The following is a 16,608-nucleotide window of genomic DNA, read 5'->3' as shown; positions in this document are numbered from 1 at the left end:
CTCCCGTTCAGCCTGTGTGCTATGAGTTTTTGCCATTGCTCAATGCGGAGCGAGCCAATAATCCTCGGGGCAAGCAACACCCTGGGGGAAACTGATGAGCCAGACCGCAACCATTGCGCCAAGCACCGGCGCCCGCAGCGAGATCGAGACGTCGACGATCCGCGCGATTTCCTGGCGGCTGATCCCGTTCCTGATCCTGGCCTACTTCTTCTCCTATCTCGACCGCGTCAATCTCGGCTTCGCCGCGCTCACCATGAACGCGGAGCTGAAATTCTCGCCGGTGGTGTTCTCGTTCGGGGCGGGCATCTTCTTCATCGGCTATTTCATCTTCGAGGTGCCGAGCAACCTCGCGCTGGAGCGGTTCGGTGCCAGCAAGTGGATCGCCCGCATCATGGTGAGCTGGGGCATCCTTTCGGCCCTGATGGCGGCGGTCTATGACGAGCACAGCTTCTACGCGCTGCGCTTCTTCCTCGGCGTTGCCGAGGCCGGTTTCTTCCCCGGCATCATCCTCTATCTCACCTACTGGTATCCGGCCGAATATCGCGCCCGCTTCCTCGCCGCCTTCGCGCTCGCCGTTCCGATCTCCACCGTGATCGGCGCGCCGATCTCCGGCCTGCTGCTCGGGCTGGACGGCGTCATGGGTATGCAGGGCTGGCAGTGGCTGTTCATCATCGAGGGCGTCCCCTCGATGCTGCTCGGCATCGTCACCTGGTTCTATCTCACCGACCGGCCGGAGAAGGCCGATTGGCTCTCGGCCGAACAGAAGGCCTGGCTGAAGGCGAAGCTGGATGCCGAGGTCGCGGCCAAGCAGGCGGCGAAGCATTTCAGGCTCGGCGAGGCGCTGTCGTCGCCGAAGGTGCTGGCGCTCAGCGCGATCTATTTCGGCTTCGTCGCCGCGCTCTACGGCATGCAGTTCTGGCTGCCGCAGATCGTCAAGGCGTTCGGTCTCACCAACGCGCAGACCGGCTTCGTCACCGCGATTCCCTATGCATTCGGCGCCGCCGCGATGATCTTCTGGGCGCGCCGTTCGGATGCGACGCGCGAGCGTGTGTTCCATGTCGGGGCGCCGCTGTTGCTGACGGCGCTGGCGCTCGGCGTCTCCAGCTACATCACCGATCCGACCATGACCATGGTGGTGCTGACCGTCGCCGCGATCGGCGTGTTCTGCACCTTCGCGGTGTTCTGGACGCTGCCGACCGCCTGGCTCTCCGGCACCGCCGCCGCCGGCGCGATCGCGCTGATCAACTCGATCGGCAACCTCGCCGGTTTCGGCGGGCCCTATCTGATCGGCTGGGTCAAGGAGGCCACCGGAAGCACGTCGACCGGCCTGCTGGTGTTGTCGCAGTTGCCACTCGCGGCGGGCCTCTTGGTTTTCCTCGGCAGCCACGAAACCAAGACCGAATTCGCCGACGCGAAGTAGCGATGACGCCAGCGTAGCCGAGCCTTCGCCGCAAACATAGCTGTCATCGCCCGGCTTGACCGGGCGATCCAGTACGGCCGCGGCCTCTCGTTTCAATTACGACTGTCTCTGGAATACTGGGATCGCCCGCTTTCGCGGGCGATGACAGTTTTTTGGGCGCAGCGATCGCCGTAGCCCGGATGGAGCGAAGCGCAATCCGGGGACCCACTCTCCATGGGCGAGGTCCCGGATTTCGCTGCGCTTCATCCGGGCTACGCATTTTCCGAGCTCCACGCTCCAGTGGCGTGTTACCTCACGAATTGGTTATCACTGACGAATATTGACATTCATCAGTGATAAATCGATACTCTTCATCAGTCGTCAGCCGGATGGAGATTCCCGATGTTCGCCCGTTCCATTTTCTCGAGCTATTACAGGCTCTTGACGGGAGCCGCGTTGGCTTTTGCGGTGTTCGCGCTGGCCGGCTGCAATGAAAAGGCGGCCGAAAAGGCAGATCCGGGACGCCCCGTTCTGGTGGCGACCGTCCATTACGAAGCCGAAACCCCTGAGCGCAGTTTTGTCGGCACGGTGAAGCCCCGTATCGAGGCCGATATGGGCTTTCGGGTTGCCGGCAAGGTGGCCAAGCGGCTGGTCGAGGTCGGACAGACAGTCGACGTCGATCAGCCCTTGGCCACCCTCGATGAGATCGACCTGAAGCTGCAGGCCGAGCAGGCCGAGGCCGAGTTCCGCGCCGCCACCGGCGTGCTGGCGCAGGCCGCGGCCGCCGAGCAGCGCGCCAAGGATCTGAAGGCCAAGGGCTGGACCACCGATGCGCAGCTCGATTCCGCCAAGGCCGCCGGCGACGAGGCGCGCGCGCGGCTGAACCGCGCCGAGCGTTCGGTCGAGCTGACCAAAAACTCCCTCTCTTATGCAACGCTGGTGGCCGACACCCGAGGTGTCGTCACAGCTACCATGATCGAGCCCGGCCAGGTGGTTGCCGCGGGCCAGGCCTCGATCCGTGTCGCCCGACTTGGCGAGAAGGAAGCTGTCGTCGCGATCCCAGAGACGCTTCTTGCTCGTGCCAGGTCGGGCGTTGCCACGGTGACGCTGTGGTCGGATGCGAAGAAGACCTATGCCGCAAAACTGCGCGAGGTCGCGCCGCAGGCCGATCCCGCCACCCGCACCTACCTCGCAAAGTTCTCGCTGCCGGACGCCGACGAGGCCGTCTCGCTCGGCATGACCGCAACCCTGACCCTGGCCGACAAGGCGAGCGAACGCGTGGCGAAATTGCCGTTGTCGGCGCTGTACAGCCAGGGCGGCGATCCCTCGCTCTACATCGTCGACGACAAGGGCGAGGTCGCGCTGAAGCCGGTCAAGGTGAAGGCCTATGAGAGCAACAACGTCGTCATCTCTGATGGCGTCGACGAGGGCGCCAAGGTCGTCGCGCTCGGTGTGCAGAAGCTCGATCCGACCCAGAAGGTGCGGGTCGTGTCGTCGCTTTCGTTCTAACCCTCGCAATATCAGCGCAAACGGTTCTGGGACTTGGTCTAGAACTTGGAGAGTTCGATGAAGCGCTTCAACCTTTCGGCCTGGGCGGTCAGCCATCCGACGCTGGTCCTGTTCCTGATGCTCGTGCTCGGCGTCGCCGGCTTCTTCTCCTACGAGAAGCTCGGCCGCGCCGAGGACCCGTTCTTCACCGTCAAGGTGGTGAACGTCTCGGTGATGTGGCCGGGCGCGACCTCGCAGGAAATGCAGATGCAGGTCGCCGATCCGATCGAGAAGAAGCTGCAGGAGCTGCCGTTCTTCGAGAAGGTGCAGACCTATTCCAAGCCGGGCTTCACGGCGATGCAGGTCACCTTCCGCGACTCGACCCCGCCGAAGGACGTGCCCTATCTGTTCTATCTCCTGCGCAAGAAGCTGGTCGACGTGCAGGGCCAGCTGCCGTCGGGCATCCTCGGCCCCGTGGTCAACGACGAATTCTCCGACGTCGATTCGATCCTCTACATGATGACCGGCGACGGCGCCGACTACGCGCAGCTCAAGAAGGTCGCCGAAGGCTTCCGCCAGCGCTTGCTGAAGGTGCCCGGCGTGACCAAGGTCGACCTCTACGGCACCCAGGACGAGCGCATCTATGTCGAGTTCTCGCATGCCAAGCTTGCGACGCTCGGCATCACGCCGCAGGCGCTGTTCGACTCGCTCGCCAAGCAGAACAACGTGACGCCTGCCGGCACCGTCGAGACCTCGTCGCAGCGCGTGCCGCTGCGCGTCACCGGTGCGCTTGACGGCGTCAAGGCGGTGGCCGAGACGCCGGTCGAGAGCAACGGCCGCGTGTTCCGGCTCGGCGATATCGCGACCGTCAGCCACGGCTATGTCGATCCGCCGAGCTTCACGGTGCGTCAGGAAGGCAAGCCCGCGCTCGGCATCGGCGTGGTCACCGCCAAGGGCGCCAACATCCTCGAGCTCGGCAAGGAGGTCGAAAAGGCCACCGCCGACTTCATGAAGGCGGTGCCGCAGGGCGTCGAGGTCGAGCAGATCGCCGACCAGCCCAAGGTGGTCGAGCACGCCGTCGGCGAGTTCGTGCACTCCTTCGTCGAGGCGCTCGCCATCGTGCTGTTCGTCTCGTTCGTCGCGCTCGGCTGGCGCACCGGCATCGTGGTGGCGCTGTCGGTGCCGCTGGTGCTCGGCATCGTCTTCATCGTGATGAATGCGATGTCGCTCGATTTGCACCGCATCACGCTCGGCGCGCTGATCATCGCGCTCGGCCTGCTGGTCGACGACGCCATCATCGCGGTCGAGATGATGGTGGTGAAAATGGAGCAGGGCTGGGACCGCTACAAGGCCGCATCCTTTGCCTGGGAATCTACCGCGTTTCCGATGCTCACGGGGACGCTGGTCACAGCCGCTGGCTTCCTCCCCATCGGCTTTGCCAATTCGGCGGTCGGCGAATATGCCGGCGGCATCTTCTGGATCGTGGCGATCGCGCTGGTCGCTTCCTGGTTCGTCGCGGTGATCTTCACGCCCTATATCGGCGTCAAGCTGCTGCCCAACATCAAGGTGCACCAGAACCACGATCCGCACGCGATCTACGAGACGCGGATGTATCGCGGCCTGCGCAGCGTGGTGCAGTGGTGCGTCGATCACCGCGTCAAGGTGGTGGTCGCGACCGTCGGCGTCTTCGTCGCCTCGATCGTTGCGTTCGGCCACGTCCAGCAGCAGTTCTTCCCGCTGTCGGAGCGGCCCGAGTTGTTCCTGCAGCTCCGCCTGCCCGAAGGCACGGCCTTCGGCACCACCGAGAAGGCGGTCAAGAAGGCCGAGGGCCTGCTGAAGGACGACAAGGACATCGAGACCTACACCGCCTATGTCGGCCAGGGCTCGCCGCGCTTCTGGCTCGGCCTCAACCCGCAGCTGCCGAACGAGGCGTTTGCCGAGATCGTGATCCTCGCCAAGAACGTCGATGCGCGCGAGCGCGTCAAGGCTAAGCTCGAGCAGGCCGCCGCCGACGGCGCGCTGAACGAGGCGCGGGTCCGGGTCGACCGCTTCAATTTCGGTCCGCCGGTCGGCTTCCCGGTCCAGTTCCGTGTGATCGGGCCCGACGCCAACAAGGTGCGCGACATCGCCTACCAGGTGCGCGACGTCATGCGCCAGAATCCCAACGTCAAGGACGTCCAGCTCGACTGGAACGAGCAGTCGCCCTACCTGAAGCTCGCCGTCGACCAGGATCGGGCGCGTGCGCTCGGCCTGACCCCGCAGGAGGTTTCGCAAGCGCTGGCGATGCTGATCTCGGGCGCGCCGGTCACCACGATCCGCGACGGCATCGAGAAGGTTGGCGTGGTCGCCCGCGCGGTGCCTTCGGAGCGGCTCGATCTCGGCCGGGTCGGCGATCTCACCATCACGTCACGCAATGGCGTGGCCGTGCCCCTCCAGCAGATTGCGAAGATCGAATATGCGCATGAGGAGCCGATCCTCTGGCGGCGCAACCGCGACATGGCGATCACCGTGCGCTCCGACGTCGTCGACGGAGTGCAGGCGCCCGACGTCACCAACCAGATCTCGCCGAAGCTGAAGGACATCCAGGCCCATCTCGAGCCTGCCTACCGGATCGAGCCCGGCGGCGCGTTCGAGGAATCGGCCAAAGGCAATGCGTCGATCTTCATCCTCTTCCCCGTGATGGTGATGGTGATGCTGACGCTCCTGATGATCCAGCTACAGAGCTTCTCGCGCCTGTTCCTGGTGTTCCTGACCGCGCCGCTCGGCATCGTCGGCGCCTCGCTCGGGTTGAACGTCGCCAACCAGCCGTTCGGCTTCGTGGCGCTGCTCGGCCTGATCGCGCTTGCCGGCATGATCATGCGCAACGCGGTGATCCTGGTCGATCAGATCGAGAGCGACGTGGCTTCCGGCCTGACCCGGCGCGAGGCGATCGTCGAGGCCACCGTCCGGCGTGCCCGGCCGGTGGTGCTGACCGCGCTCGCCGCGATCCTCGCCATGATCCCGCTGTCGCGTTCGGCGTTCTGGGGCCCGATGGCGATCACCATCATGGGCGGTTTGTTTGTTGCGACTTTCCTGACCTTGCTGTATCTGCCGGGCCTTTACGCCCTCTGGTTCCGCAAGACCCTCGAGGAGAGCGGCCCTGAGCAAACCGATACTGCGCCGCAGCATGCAGGAAAGGGACAACTCGCATTTCCGCTTGCTGAGGCTGCCGAATAACTGAAGATTGAGCAGGCCAACATGACGCTGATCCAGGAACATAGCGAAACCGACACCCGCGAACGGATTCTCGTGGTGGCGGAGCGTTTGTTCCGGCAGATCGGCTACCAGAAGACCACGGTGGCCGACATCGCCAAAGAGCTGCGGATGAGCCCCGCCAACGTGTATCGCTTCTTCGATTCGAAGAAGTCGATCCACGAAGGCGTGGCGCGCGGCCTGATGGGCGAGGTCGAGATCGAGGCGCAGCGCATCGCGCGCTCGGAAGGGCCGGCCGCGCCGCGCTTGCGCCAGATGATGACGACCATCAATCGCATGAACACCGAGCGCTATGTCGGTGATTCCAAGCTGCACGAGATGGTCGAGGTCGCGATGCAGGAGGACTGGGACGTCTGTGTCGCCCATATGGAGTGTATCGCCGCTATTATCGGCGAGGTGATCGCGCAAGGAGCCGCGTCGGGTGAGTTCGAGGCCCCGGACCTGCTACTCGCCTCGCTCTGCGCCTGCACCGCGATGATGCGCTTCTTCCACCCGCAGATGATCGCCCAATGTGCGACCAAGCCGGGCCCGACCATCGACCAGATGATCGATTTCGTGATCGCCGGCCTGTCGCCGCGCACCCGCGCCAATTGAGCGCCAGCACTGACGTTTTCGTCAGTTGACTCGCCAGTCATTCCGGGGCGATGCGTTAGCATCGAACCCGGAATCTCGAGATTCCGGGTCTGGTCCTTCGGACCATCCCGGAATGACAAGAGAGAGATTCAGCGTGACCGCAAAAGACCTGCATTTCTACGAGCCGAAGAATGGCCACGGCCTGAAGCACGACCCGTTCAACGCCATCGTGGCGCCGCGGCCGATCGGCTGGATCTCCTCGCGTGACAAGGGCGGCAACGTCAATCTCGCGCCCTACAGCTTCTTCAACGCCTTCTGCTACGTGCCGCCGATCATCGGCTTCTCCTCCACCAACTGGAAGGACAGCGTCGCCAACATCCAGGACACCGGCGAGTTCGTTTGGAATCTGGCGACGATGGATCTGGCCAAGCACATGAACGCGACGGCGGCCCATGTCGCGCGCGATGTCGACGAGTTCAAGCTCGCAGGCCTCACGCCGGTCGCCGGCAAGCTCGTCAACGTGCCGCGCGTCGCCGAAAGCCCGGTGTCGTTCGAATGCAAGGTCAGCCAGATCGTCCAGCTCCGGGGCGCCGACGGCAAGAAGGCCGAGGCGTGGCTGACGCTCGGCGAGGTCGTCGCCGTCCACATCGACAAGGCCTTCATCAAGGACGGCGTCTACCAGACCGGATTGGCCCACCCAATCGTCCGCGCCGGCCGCCGCGGCGACTATTTCGAGATCAAGCCGGAAAACATGTTCGAGATGATCCGGCCGGATTAGTTCTTCTCCCTCGCCCCGCTCTTGCGGGGAGAGGGCAGGGGTGAGGGGCTATCTCCACGAGTTGTGATGGTCGTTAGACCTGCACCCCCTCACCCGAAATTCAAGCTGCGCTTGAATTCCGACCTCTCACCGCAAGCGGGGCGAGGTAAGGGACGCCGCTCTATGGTGCATTCGCACGCTCCGCGACGACGGCCCGGACCACAACAATGTGAAATTTCAGCGTGCAGTGATGAAAAACCGTCACTCGCAACCTCCAAGCGAGCAGTCTAACCTCCCGCGCGCCAGGCCGGATCAACGGCCGGCCAACAGAGTGGGAGGATGTGATGACACATCAAGAACGGCGCGATCCGAACGTGTCACGTCGAACGCTTGTCCAGGGATTGGCGGTTGGGGCGGCCGCCGTCGCAACCGGCGTCAGTAGTGCGCTGGCCCAGAACGCCCCCGCGCCGGTCGGGCCGCCGACCACGATCACAACCCCGCCGCGCGACTTCAGTCCGCGCGGTGCGCCGACCACCTATTTCTGGGACCCCGACATCATCGCGGTCGATCCGTCGTTCAACGATCTCGCCCAGCCCAACACCTCGATCAAGCGGCTTCATACCGGTCTGTTGTGGGCTGAAGGCCCGGCCTGGAGCGCGCAGGGCCGCTATCTCTTGTGGAGCGACATCCCCAACAACCGGCAGATGCGCTGGTCGGAAGACGACGGCCATGTCAGCGTCTTCCGCACGCCGTCGAACTACTCGAACGGCAATTCGTTCGACTTCCAGGGCCGCCAGCTGTCCTGCGAACATCTCACCCGCCGCGTGACGCGTTACGAGAACGACGGCACCGCGACCGTGCTTGCGGATTCCTATCAAGGCAAGCGGCTGAACTCGCCGAACGACGTCGTCGCGCATCCCGACGGCAGCTACTGGTTCACCGATCCGCCCTATGGCGGCCAGCTCTATGAGGGCGAACCCGACGCTGCCGGCGGACCGGGCAATCCGGCCGGCAAGCTCAATCCCCGGATCGGCCAGCCGGCGGGCTTCGTGCCGGCCAAGCGCGAGCTGCCAACCAATTGCTATCGCATCGATCCCTCCGGGCGTATCGATCTCGTGGTCAGCGAGGACCAGGTGCCGGATCCGAACGGCCTCTGCTTCTCTCCCGATTAAAAGAAGCTCTATGTGGTCTCGACCGGCAAGGGGCCGGGCGACACCGGCGCCGGCGGCAACGGTGACGTCTTCGTGTTCGATGTCGGCGCCGACAACAAGCTCGCCAACGGCAAGCGGTTCAGCGATTTCACGATCGACGGCGTGAAGTGCGGACCGGACGGCATCCGCTGCGACGTCAACGGCAATGTCTGGTGCTCGAGCAATGCCGGCCGCGCCGTCGGTTACAGCGGCGTGACGGTGTGGTCGCCGGAAGGCAAGCTGCTGGGCCGCATCCGGCTGCCCGAGGTCTGCGGCAACATCACCTTCGGCGGCCCCAAGCGCAATCGCCTGTTCATGGCCGCAAGCCAGTCGCTCTACGCGGTCTATACCGCGACCCAGGGCGCCGGGCCGGCGTGATCTTCGGTCTAATGGCGCCGGCGTGACCCGCCGGCGCCATGCCCGGCTACCTGATTGTCGTACCTCAGCTTTCGGAACTGAACGCGTGGCGTGCCGTTAACAAAACGGCGCCCTGCCGCGTCAATTTCGCTTTATCTGCAAGGCGAAGTGTTCACCCGTGACCGGCACTTTCGGATAACATGGAGCATGATCCGAAAACGTGGAGACCGGTTTTTCGAGAAGATCATGCTCCCAACATAAATCCTATCCGCGCCGCCGATCCATGAGGGCCCCACCATGAGCTTCCGCCGCGATTACATCACCAAGCCGATCTTCTCCTGGGCGCGCGGCGTGCTGCCGACGATGTCGGACACCGAGCGCGAGGCGCTGGAAGCCGGCGACGTCTGGTGGGACGCCGATCTCTTCACCGGCAATCCCGACTGGTCGAAATTGCTGGCGATCGCGCCGGCCAAATTGACCGACGAGGAGCACGCCTTCCTGCACGGTCCGGTCGACGAGCTCTGCAACATGCTCGACGAGTGGAAGATCAACTGGGAATGGCGCGACCTGCCGCCCGAGGTCTGGGCCTTCATCAAGGCCAAGAAATTCTTCGGCATGATCATTCCGAAGGAATTCGGCGGGCTCGGCTTCTCGCCCTATGCGCATTCCGAAGTGGTGCGAAAGATTTCGTCGCGCTCGCTGACCGCGGCCGTCACCGTGATGGTGCCGAACTCGCTCGGGCCGGGCGAACTCCTGATGCGCTTCGGCACCAGGGAGCAGCAGGACAGATGGCTGCCGCGCCTGGCCGCCGGCCAGGACATTCCGTGCTTCGGCCTGACCAGTCCCGAGGCCGGCTCGGACGCCGCCTCGATGATCGACACCGGCATCATCTGCAAGGGCAATTTCGAAGGCCGCGAGGTGCTTGGCCTCAAGCTGAACTGGCACAAGCGCTACATTACGCTCGGCCCGGTCTCAACGCTGCTCGGCCTCGCCTTCAAGGCCTATGATCCCGATCACCTGGTCGGCAGCGAGGAAGAGCTCGGCATCACCGTGGCGTTGATCCCGACCCATCTGCCTGGAGTCTCGATCGGCCAGCGCCATCTGCCGGCAATGCAGGTGTTCCAGAACGGCCCGAACTGGGGCCGCGATGTCTTCATCCCGCTCGACTACATCATCGGCGGCCAAGAGCGGCTCGGCCAGGGCTGGAAGATGCTGATGACGGCGCTCGCCGCCGGCCGCGGCATCTCGCTGCCGTCGCTGTCGGCCGCAGGTGCGGCTTATGCCGCGCGCACCACCGGCGCCTATGCCCGCATCCGCGAGCAGTTCGGCATCTCGATCTCGAAATTCGAGGGCATCGAGGAGCCGCTGGCACGCATTGCCGGCACGGCTTATCTGCTCGACGCCGCGCGGCGGCTGACCTGCGCCGCGCTGAACGAGGGGCATCATCCCGCCGTCATCTCCGGCATCATGAAGCTGCACGCCACCGAGCGGATGCGGATCGCGATCGACGACGCCATGGACATCCATGGCGGCAAGGCCGTGATCGACGGGCCGCAAAACTATCTCGGCGGGCTCTACCGATCGGTGCCGGTCGGCATCACGGTGGAGGGCGCCAATATCCTGACCCGCAATCTGATCGTGTTCGGGCAGGGCGCGATCCGCGCGCATCCCTATCTGTTGCAGGAGATGAATGCGCTCGGCGAGGCCGATCGCGACAAGGGCCTCACTGCGTTCGACACGGCGTTCTGGAAGCATGTCGGCCACAGCTTTGCGACCATGTTCCGCGCCTGGGGTCGCAGCTGGAGCTTTGGTCTGTTCGCACCGGCGCCTGACGCCGGTGAGGCCACCGAATTCTATCGCCAGCTGTCGCGCTATTCGTCGGCGTTCGCGCTCTGCGCCGACATGGCGCTGCTGACGCTCGGCGGCGCGCTGAAGCGCAAGGAGATGCTCTCTGCCCGCTTCGGCGATATCCTCTCCGAGCTCTATTTGCTGTCGGCCGCGCTGAAGCGGTGGCAGGACGAGGGCCGGCAGAAGGAGGATCTTCCCGCGCTGCAATGGTGCATGGCGTCGGGCTTCAAGACCATCGAGAACCGCTTTGCGGAAATCCTCGCCAATCTGCCCAACCGCTTTGTCGGCTGGATGCTGAAATTCCTGATCCAGCCGTTCGGCGCCCGCGTCACCGGTCCGTCTGATCGTGTCGTGCATCTCTGCGCGCAACTCGTGCTGTCGCCGTCGGCGGCGCGCGACCGCCTGACGCCGGACCTCGCCTTTGTCGAGGATGACGGCGGCATCGCGCGGCTGGAGAAGGCCTTCCGCCTCGTCACCGAGGCCGACGATGCCGCCAAGCAGCTGCGCGCGGCGCGGCTGCATGACTGGAAGGAGGGCGTCAAGAAGGGCGTCATCACCGAGGCCGATGGGGAGAAGCTCGCGGCTGCCCATGACGCGGTGGCAAAGGTCATCGAGGTCGATGATTTTGCGCCGGAGGCGCTGTCCCCGATTTACAAGAAAACCGCCGACGTGCATCAGTTCTTCCAGGAGCTGGGTGAGCAGAGGGCGGCGAGCTGATGGCGCGACAAGTCTTTATCGTCGACGGCAGCCGGACGCCGTTCCTGAAGGCGCGCTCCGGTCCCGGCCCGTTCACCCCTGTCGATCTCGCCGTGCAATGTGGCCGGCCGCTGCTGGCGCGGCAGCCCTTCGCGCCCACTGCCTTTGATCAGGTCATCCTCGGCTGCGTCAACGTGATCGCCGACGAGATGAACCCGGCGCGGGTCGCAGCACTCCGGCTCGGCATGGGCGAGAAGATGGTCGCCTTCACGGTGCAGATCAATTGCGGCTCCGGCATGCAGTCGATCGACACCGGCTACCGCTACATCCGCGAGGGCATCTCCGACCTGATCCTGGCTGGCGGTGCCGAGGCATTGAGCCACGCGCCGCTGGTCTGGCCCAATTCAGGCGTGCGCTGGTTTGCCGGCCTTGCCGGCGCCAAGGGTCTAGGCGCCAAGATCGCGGCCGCGCTCAAGGTCAAGCCGAGCTACTTCAAGCCGATCATCGGCCTCGAGCGCGGGCTGACCGACCCGATCACCGAGCTCAACATGGGCCAGACCGCCGAGAAGGTCGGGCACCTCTTCGGCATCACCCGCGCCCAGTCCGACGCCTACGCCGCCGAGAGCCACCAGCGGCTGGCCAACGCGCAAAAGGAAGGCTTCCTCAAGGGCGAGGTCGAGACCGCATTCGCCCGCGACGGCAAGTTCTACGACCATGACGACGGCGTCCGCCCGGACTCGACAGCGGAGACGCTGGCGAAGCTGAAGCCGGTGTTCGAGCGTCCGTGGGGCCAGGTCACCGCCGGCAATTCCTCGCAGATCACCGACGGCGCCTCCTGGGTGATCCTGGCGTCCGAGGCAGCGGTGGCGAAGTATGGGCTGACGCCAAAGGCCGTCATCCTCGACAGCCAGTGGTCGGCGCTCGATCCCTCGATCATGGGGCTCAGCCCGGTGCTGTCGGCAAGCGCGCTGCTCAAGCGCAACGAGCTGACGTTGCAGGACGTCGAGACCTGGGAGTTGAACGAGGCGTTTGCGACGCAGGTGCTGGGTTGCCTCGCCGCCTGGAATGACGACAAATTCTGCCGCGAGATTCTGGGACTTGACGGCGCGGCCGGCGAGATCGATCGCGCCAAGCTGAACGTCGATGGCGGCGCGATCAGCCTCGGCCATCCCGTAGGCTGCAGCGGCAACCGCATCGTGCTGCATCTGGTCAATGCGATGAAGCGGCTCGGCACCAGGCGCGGCGTCGCCACCGAATGCATCGGTGGCGGGCAGGGCGGCGCGATGTTGATAGAGACGGTGTGATCATGGATTCACGGATCATGGACGTTCTCGCCGACCGCGTGCTCGAACTCGGGCCGGCGCCGGCTGCCGACAGCCCGTACAGGAACTTCAAGCTGACGCGCGACGAGGACGGCATCGCCTGGCTGCTGTTCGATCGCGCCGGCGCCAGCGCCAACACGCTATCAGCCGATCTGCTCGAAGAGCTCGACGCCATCGTCACGGCGCTGGAGAACGAGCGGCCGGCCGGCCTCGTGGTCCGCTCCGCGAAAAAGAGCGGCTTCATTGCCGGCGCGGACGTCAACGAGTTTCGCGGCGCCAGCGACCCGCGTGCGGTCGAGACCGAGATTGGGCGTGCGCATGCCGTGATCGACCGGCTGGAGGCGCTGCGCGTGCCGTCGGTCGCCGTCATCCACGGCTTCTGCCTCGGCGGCGGGCTCGAGGTCGCGCTGGCCTGCCAGATGCGGATCGCGATCGACAATGCGCGGTTCGGTTTCCCCGAGGTGATGCTCGGGCTGCATCCCGGCCTCGGCGGCACGGTGCGCTTCACCGAGCTCGTCAACCCGATGCAGGCGATGACCTTGATGTTGACCGGCAAGACGATCGACGCGCGCCACGCCAAGTCGCTCGGTCTGGTCGATGCCGTCACCCAGGAGCGCCATGTCCGCAACGCGGTGAAGGACGCGGTGTTCGGCCGGCTGAAGCGTGCCAAGCCGGGCGCGCTCAATACCATCCTCAATTTCGGTCCGGTCAGGGGCTTCCTGGCCTCGCGGATGCGCAGCGAGGCCGAGAAGGCCGCGCCGCGCAAGCACTATCCGGCGCCCTCAGCGCTGGTCGATCTCTGGGAGAAGCACGCCGGCGACCGCGCGGCGATGCTGAATGCGGAGAAGACCTCGTTCGCCAATCTGATGGTGACGCCGACCGCGCAGAATTTGATCCGCGTCTTCTTCCTGCGCGAGCAGATGAAGAAGGTCGCCGGCGGCGGCAACAAGGTTGCGCACGTCCATGTCATCGGCGTCGGCGCGATGGGCGGTGACATCGCGGCCTGGTGCGCCAACCAGGATATGCGCGTCACGCTCGCCGACATGAAGGCCGAACCGATCGCGGGCGCGATGAAGCGGGCGTCGGAGCTGTTCGGCAAGATCATGCGCAGGAAGATCGACCAGCGCGACGCGCTCGACCGGCTGATCCCCGACATGGACGGCGAAGGCGTCCGCAATGCCGATGTGATCATCGAGGCGGTGCCGGAAAAGCTCGAGTTGAAGCAGAAGGTCTACGCCTCGCTCGAACCGAAGATGAAGCTTGGCGCGATCCTCGCCACCAACACGTCGAGCATCCCGCTGCAGGATCTGCGCACCACCCTGGCGCGGCCGGAGCGGCTGCTCGGCCTGCACTTCTTCAATCCGGTGTCGCGGCTGCAACTCGTCGAGGTCGTCAGCCATGACGGCACCGATGCCGCCATGCTCAAGGAGGCGCTGGCCTTCGTCGGCGCCATCGACCGCCTGCCGCTGCCGGTGAAGAGTTCGCCGGGCTTCCTCGTCAATCGCGCGCTAACGCCCTACATGCTGGAAGCGATGATGATGCTGGACGAGAAGACCGACCAGCGCCTGATCGATGCGGCGGCCGTCGAGTTCGGCATGCCGATGGGCCCGATCGAGCTCGCCGATCAGGTCGGCCTCGATATCTGCCTCGATGTCGGCGACATGCTGCGCTCGAAGTTCGGCGATACCCTGCCGCCGACGCCGGCGTGGCTGCGCGAGAAGGTGGCCAAGGGCGAGCTCGGCCGCAAGACCGGCAAGGGTTTTTACACCTGGAAGGACGGCAAGGCCGAGAAGGCGCCGCTGCCGGAGACCGGTCCGAAGGTGACGGACGAGATGATCGATCGCCTGGTGCTGCCGATCTCGAACGTCTGCGTCGCCGCCTTGCGCGAGGGCATTGTCGACAATGCCGACATGGTCGACGGCGCGATGATCTTCGGCACCGGCTATGCGCCGTTCCGCGGCGGCCCGCTCAATTACGCGCGCAGTCGCGGCGTCGACAATGTGGTGTCGACGATGCAGGCGCTGATGCGCAAGTTTGGCGGACGATTTGCACCGGATACCGGCTGGGAGGCCTTCAAGTGACCGAGACCCAAGCGCCCGAAACTCACGTCCACGCGCCGCCGATCAACGGCAACGAGCCGCAGGGCGATCTCTGCATCCGCACGCTGGCGATGCCGGCCGACACCAATGCGAATGGCGATATCTTCGGCGGCTGGCTGCTCAGCCAGATGGACGTCGGCGGCGGCGTGTTCGCCTCCAAGCTGGCGAAGTCGCGCACCGTGACGGTTGCGATCGAGGCGATGAATTTCCGCAAAGCGGTCTATGTCGGCGATCTCGTCTCGGTGCACGCCAACCTCGTGCGCGTCGGCCGCACCTCGATCACGGTGCATCTCGAAGCCTGGGTGCTGCGCCGCCGCGAGCAGCAGTCGATCCTCGTGACCGACGGCAATTTCACCTACGTCTCGATCGACGAGCAGGGCCATCCGCAACCGATCCAGCGCGACGGCGCGACGATCGAGACCTGAACTTCTCGCGCGCCTGCGTCGCTGATTCGGCGCAAGAGCAAACGCGACGAAACTGAGTCCCGCGCGTGGTTTGATTGCAAAAGCAGCGCTTCGGCTCGAAAAAATAACGTAGGAACAAACAGGCGGCGATCCCGTTGTCGGGCCGGAGTCAAACCGAGGCCGACAATGTCCGACAGTTACGTGATCGAAGTGAGTTCTCAGACAGCGGGTATCGTGGTGCGCGATACGCGTGGTTATCAGTTCTTTGCTGCGTCGCACCTTTTCCAGCGCCTAGAAGGCCAGATCTTCCGCAACGCCCGCGAGGCCGAGCGCGCGGCGCGCCGGCTCCTCACCGGCGGCGTCATGAAGATGGCGTCGTAACTGACCTTGGTGCGTGGTTTGCGCGTGCCGCAATTGCCTGTATTGATGCATCCGGGCGCACGGAAACATCTCCCGGATGTCGCAGACACAAGACAAGGCGCTGCTGTTCGATATCGACGGCACGCTCGCCGATACCGATCCGCTCCATCTGGCGGCGTTCAACCGCGTGCTCGGCCCTCACGGGCATGTGTTCGATCACGCGCGCTTCGGCAAAGAGCTGCAGGGCTTCTCCAACGCCTCGATCGGCGATCGCGTCCTCGCACATGAGCCGCCGGATCGCCGCGCAATCATCCTCCGCGAGAAGGAGCGGACATTTCGTGAATTGGTCAGCGGCCAGATCGTGCCGGTGCCGGGATTGATGGCGCTGCTCGACCGGGCTGATCACGCCGGCGTGCCCATGGTGGCGGTGACCAATGCGCCGCGCCCAAATGCCGAGCTGCTGCTCTCCGGGCTGGGCATCGCGCATCGCTTCAAGGCTGTCGTGATCGGTGACGAATTGGCACACGGCAAGCCGCATCCATTGCCCTATCTGGAGGGACTGCGCCTCGCAGGCGCGTCGGCATCGGCATCGCTGGCGTTCGAGGATTCGCGGTCCGGCGTGCAGTCGGCGACGGCCGCAGGCATCGCGACGATCGGGATGCGGACCGGGCTCAGTCATGCCGATCTGCTCGCGGCCGGCGCGGTGGCGAGCGCGGCGGCGTTCGACGATCCCGAATTGATCCGCCGGGTTGCATCGGCCATGTCTTGGTAGAAAGCGGCTTGGCAGGAAGCAGCTTGGTAGCAAGCAGCCTGGTGAGGAATCGCGCCGGCACTCACTGCCTCGAGATTGCTGCAACGCAGTT

At 64.9% G+C, this 16,608-nt stretch carries 11 protein-coding genes and 1 pseudogene; all 12 read left to right on the top strand.

Translation table 11 applies throughout. The features are described from left to right. Window positions 1-94: 94 nt before the first annotated feature. Window positions 95-1,420 (top strand): MFS transporter, encoded by a 1,326-nt coding sequence (locus tag K359_RS0132205; protein ID WP_029083012.1) that lies wholly within the window; start codon window positions 95-97, stop codon window positions 1,418-1,420. 381 nt (window positions 1,421-1,801) lie between these two features. Next, on the top strand, window positions 1,802-2,908 hold the full coding sequence (locus tag K359_RS0132200; protein ID WP_029083011.1) for an efflux RND transporter periplasmic adaptor subunit: 1,107 nt from the start codon (window positions 1,802-1,804) through the stop codon (window positions 2,906-2,908). A gap of 57 nt (window positions 2,909-2,965) precedes the next feature. After that, on the top strand, window positions 2,966-6,103 hold the full coding sequence (locus tag K359_RS0132195) for an efflux RND transporter permease subunit (protein WP_029083010.1): 3,138 nt from the start codon (window positions 2,966-2,968) through the stop codon (window positions 6,101-6,103). A gap of 21 nt (window positions 6,104-6,124) precedes the next feature. Then, window positions 6,125-6,733, top strand: a complete 609-nt coding sequence (locus K359_RS0132190) for a TetR/AcrR family transcriptional regulator (protein WP_029083009.1) — start codon at window positions 6,125-6,127, stop codon at window positions 6,731-6,733. Between the two features lie 133 nt (window positions 6,734-6,866). Further along, on the top strand, window positions 6,867-7,490 hold the full coding sequence (locus tag K359_RS0132185; RefSeq protein WP_029083008.1) for a flavin reductase family protein: 624 nt from the start codon (window positions 6,867-6,869) through the stop codon (window positions 7,488-7,490). A 323-nt stretch (window positions 7,491-7,813) separates the two neighbouring features. After that, window positions 7,814-9,037 (top strand): annotated as a pseudogene (locus K359_RS53535) (SMP-30/gluconolactonase/LRE family protein). Between the two features lie 276 nt (window positions 9,038-9,313). Next, entirely contained in the window at window positions 9,314-11,581 is a 2,268-nt protein-coding gene (locus tag K359_RS0132175) for an acyl-CoA dehydrogenase (protein WP_029083007.1), read from the top strand. Continuing rightward, window positions 11,581-12,864 (top strand): acetyl-CoA C-acetyltransferase, encoded by a 1,284-nt coding sequence (locus K359_RS0132170; RefSeq protein WP_029083006.1) that lies wholly within the window; start codon window positions 11,581-11,583, stop codon window positions 12,862-12,864. Before K359_RS0132175 ends, K359_RS0132170 begins: the two co-directional genes overlap by 1 nt. A gap of 2 nt (window positions 12,865-12,866) precedes the next feature. Beyond that, window positions 12,867-14,963 carry a 3-hydroxyacyl-CoA dehydrogenase NAD-binding domain-containing protein gene (locus K359_RS0132165; protein ID WP_029083005.1) on the top strand — a complete coding sequence of 699 codons (2,097 nt, stop codon included), beginning with the start codon at window positions 12,867-12,869 and terminating at the stop codon, window positions 14,961-14,963. Next, on the top strand, window positions 14,960-15,406 hold the full coding sequence (locus tag K359_RS0132160) for an acyl-CoA thioesterase (RefSeq protein ID WP_371261207.1): 447 nt from the start codon (window positions 14,960-14,962) through the stop codon (window positions 15,404-15,406). The genes K359_RS0132165 and K359_RS0132160 overlap by 4 nt, the downstream gene beginning before the upstream one ends. Before the next feature lie 165 nt (window positions 15,407-15,571). Beyond that, on the top strand, window positions 15,572-15,766 hold the full coding sequence (locus K359_RS0132155) for a hypothetical protein (RefSeq protein WP_029083003.1): 195 nt from the start codon (window positions 15,572-15,574) through the stop codon (window positions 15,764-15,766). Window positions 15,767-15,842: 76 nt separating this feature from the next. Continuing rightward, the gene (locus K359_RS0132150) at window positions 15,843-16,517 is read left to right on the top strand and encodes an HAD family phosphatase (RefSeq protein ID WP_029083002.1); all 675 of its coding nucleotides are present in this window, start codon (window positions 15,843-15,845) and stop codon (window positions 16,515-16,517) included. Window positions 16,518-16,608 lie beyond the last annotated feature (91 nt).

Source organism: Bradyrhizobium sp. th-b2 (assembly GCF_000426785.1).
GTDB classification, from domain to species: Bacteria; Pseudomonadota; Alphaproteobacteria; order Rhizobiales; family Xanthobacteraceae; genus Bradyrhizobium; species Bradyrhizobium septentrionale.
This window is presented reverse-complemented; position numbering and strand designations above follow the sequence as displayed.

What these genes read in the sequence shown, in the direction of transcription:
- K359_RS0132155 (WP_029083003.1), top strand. Translation starts at nt 15,572, where the DNA reads ATGTCCGACAGTTACGTGATCGAAGTGAGTTCTCAGACAGCGGGTATC.
- K359_RS0132150 (WP_029083002.1), top strand. Translation starts at nt 15,843, where the DNA reads ATGTCGCAGACACAAGACAAGGCGCTGCTGTTCGATATCGACGGCACG.
- K359_RS0132190 (WP_029083009.1), top strand. Translation starts at nt 6,125, where the DNA reads ATGACGCTGATCCAGGAACATAGCGAAACCGACACCCGCGAACGGATT.
- K359_RS0132205 (WP_029083012.1), top strand. Translation starts at nt 95, where the DNA reads ATGAGCCAGACCGCAACCATTGCGCCAAGCACCGGCGCCCGCAGCGAG.
- K359_RS0132165 (WP_029083005.1), top strand. Translation starts at nt 12,867, where the DNA reads ATGGATTCACGGATCATGGACGTTCTCGCCGACCGCGTGCTCGAACTC.
- K359_RS0132170 (WP_029083006.1), top strand. Translation starts at nt 11,581, where the DNA reads ATGGCGCGACAAGTCTTTATCGTCGACGGCAGCCGGACGCCGTTCCTG.
- K359_RS0132195 (WP_029083010.1), top strand. Translation starts at nt 2,966, where the DNA reads ATGAAGCGCTTCAACCTTTCGGCCTGGGCGGTCAGCCATCCGACGCTG.
- K359_RS0132175 (WP_029083007.1), top strand. Translation starts at nt 9,314, where the DNA reads ATGAGCTTCCGCCGCGATTACATCACCAAGCCGATCTTCTCCTGGGCG.
- K359_RS0132200 (WP_029083011.1), top strand. Translation starts at nt 1,802, where the DNA reads ATGTTCGCCCGTTCCATTTTCTCGAGCTATTACAGGCTCTTGACGGGA.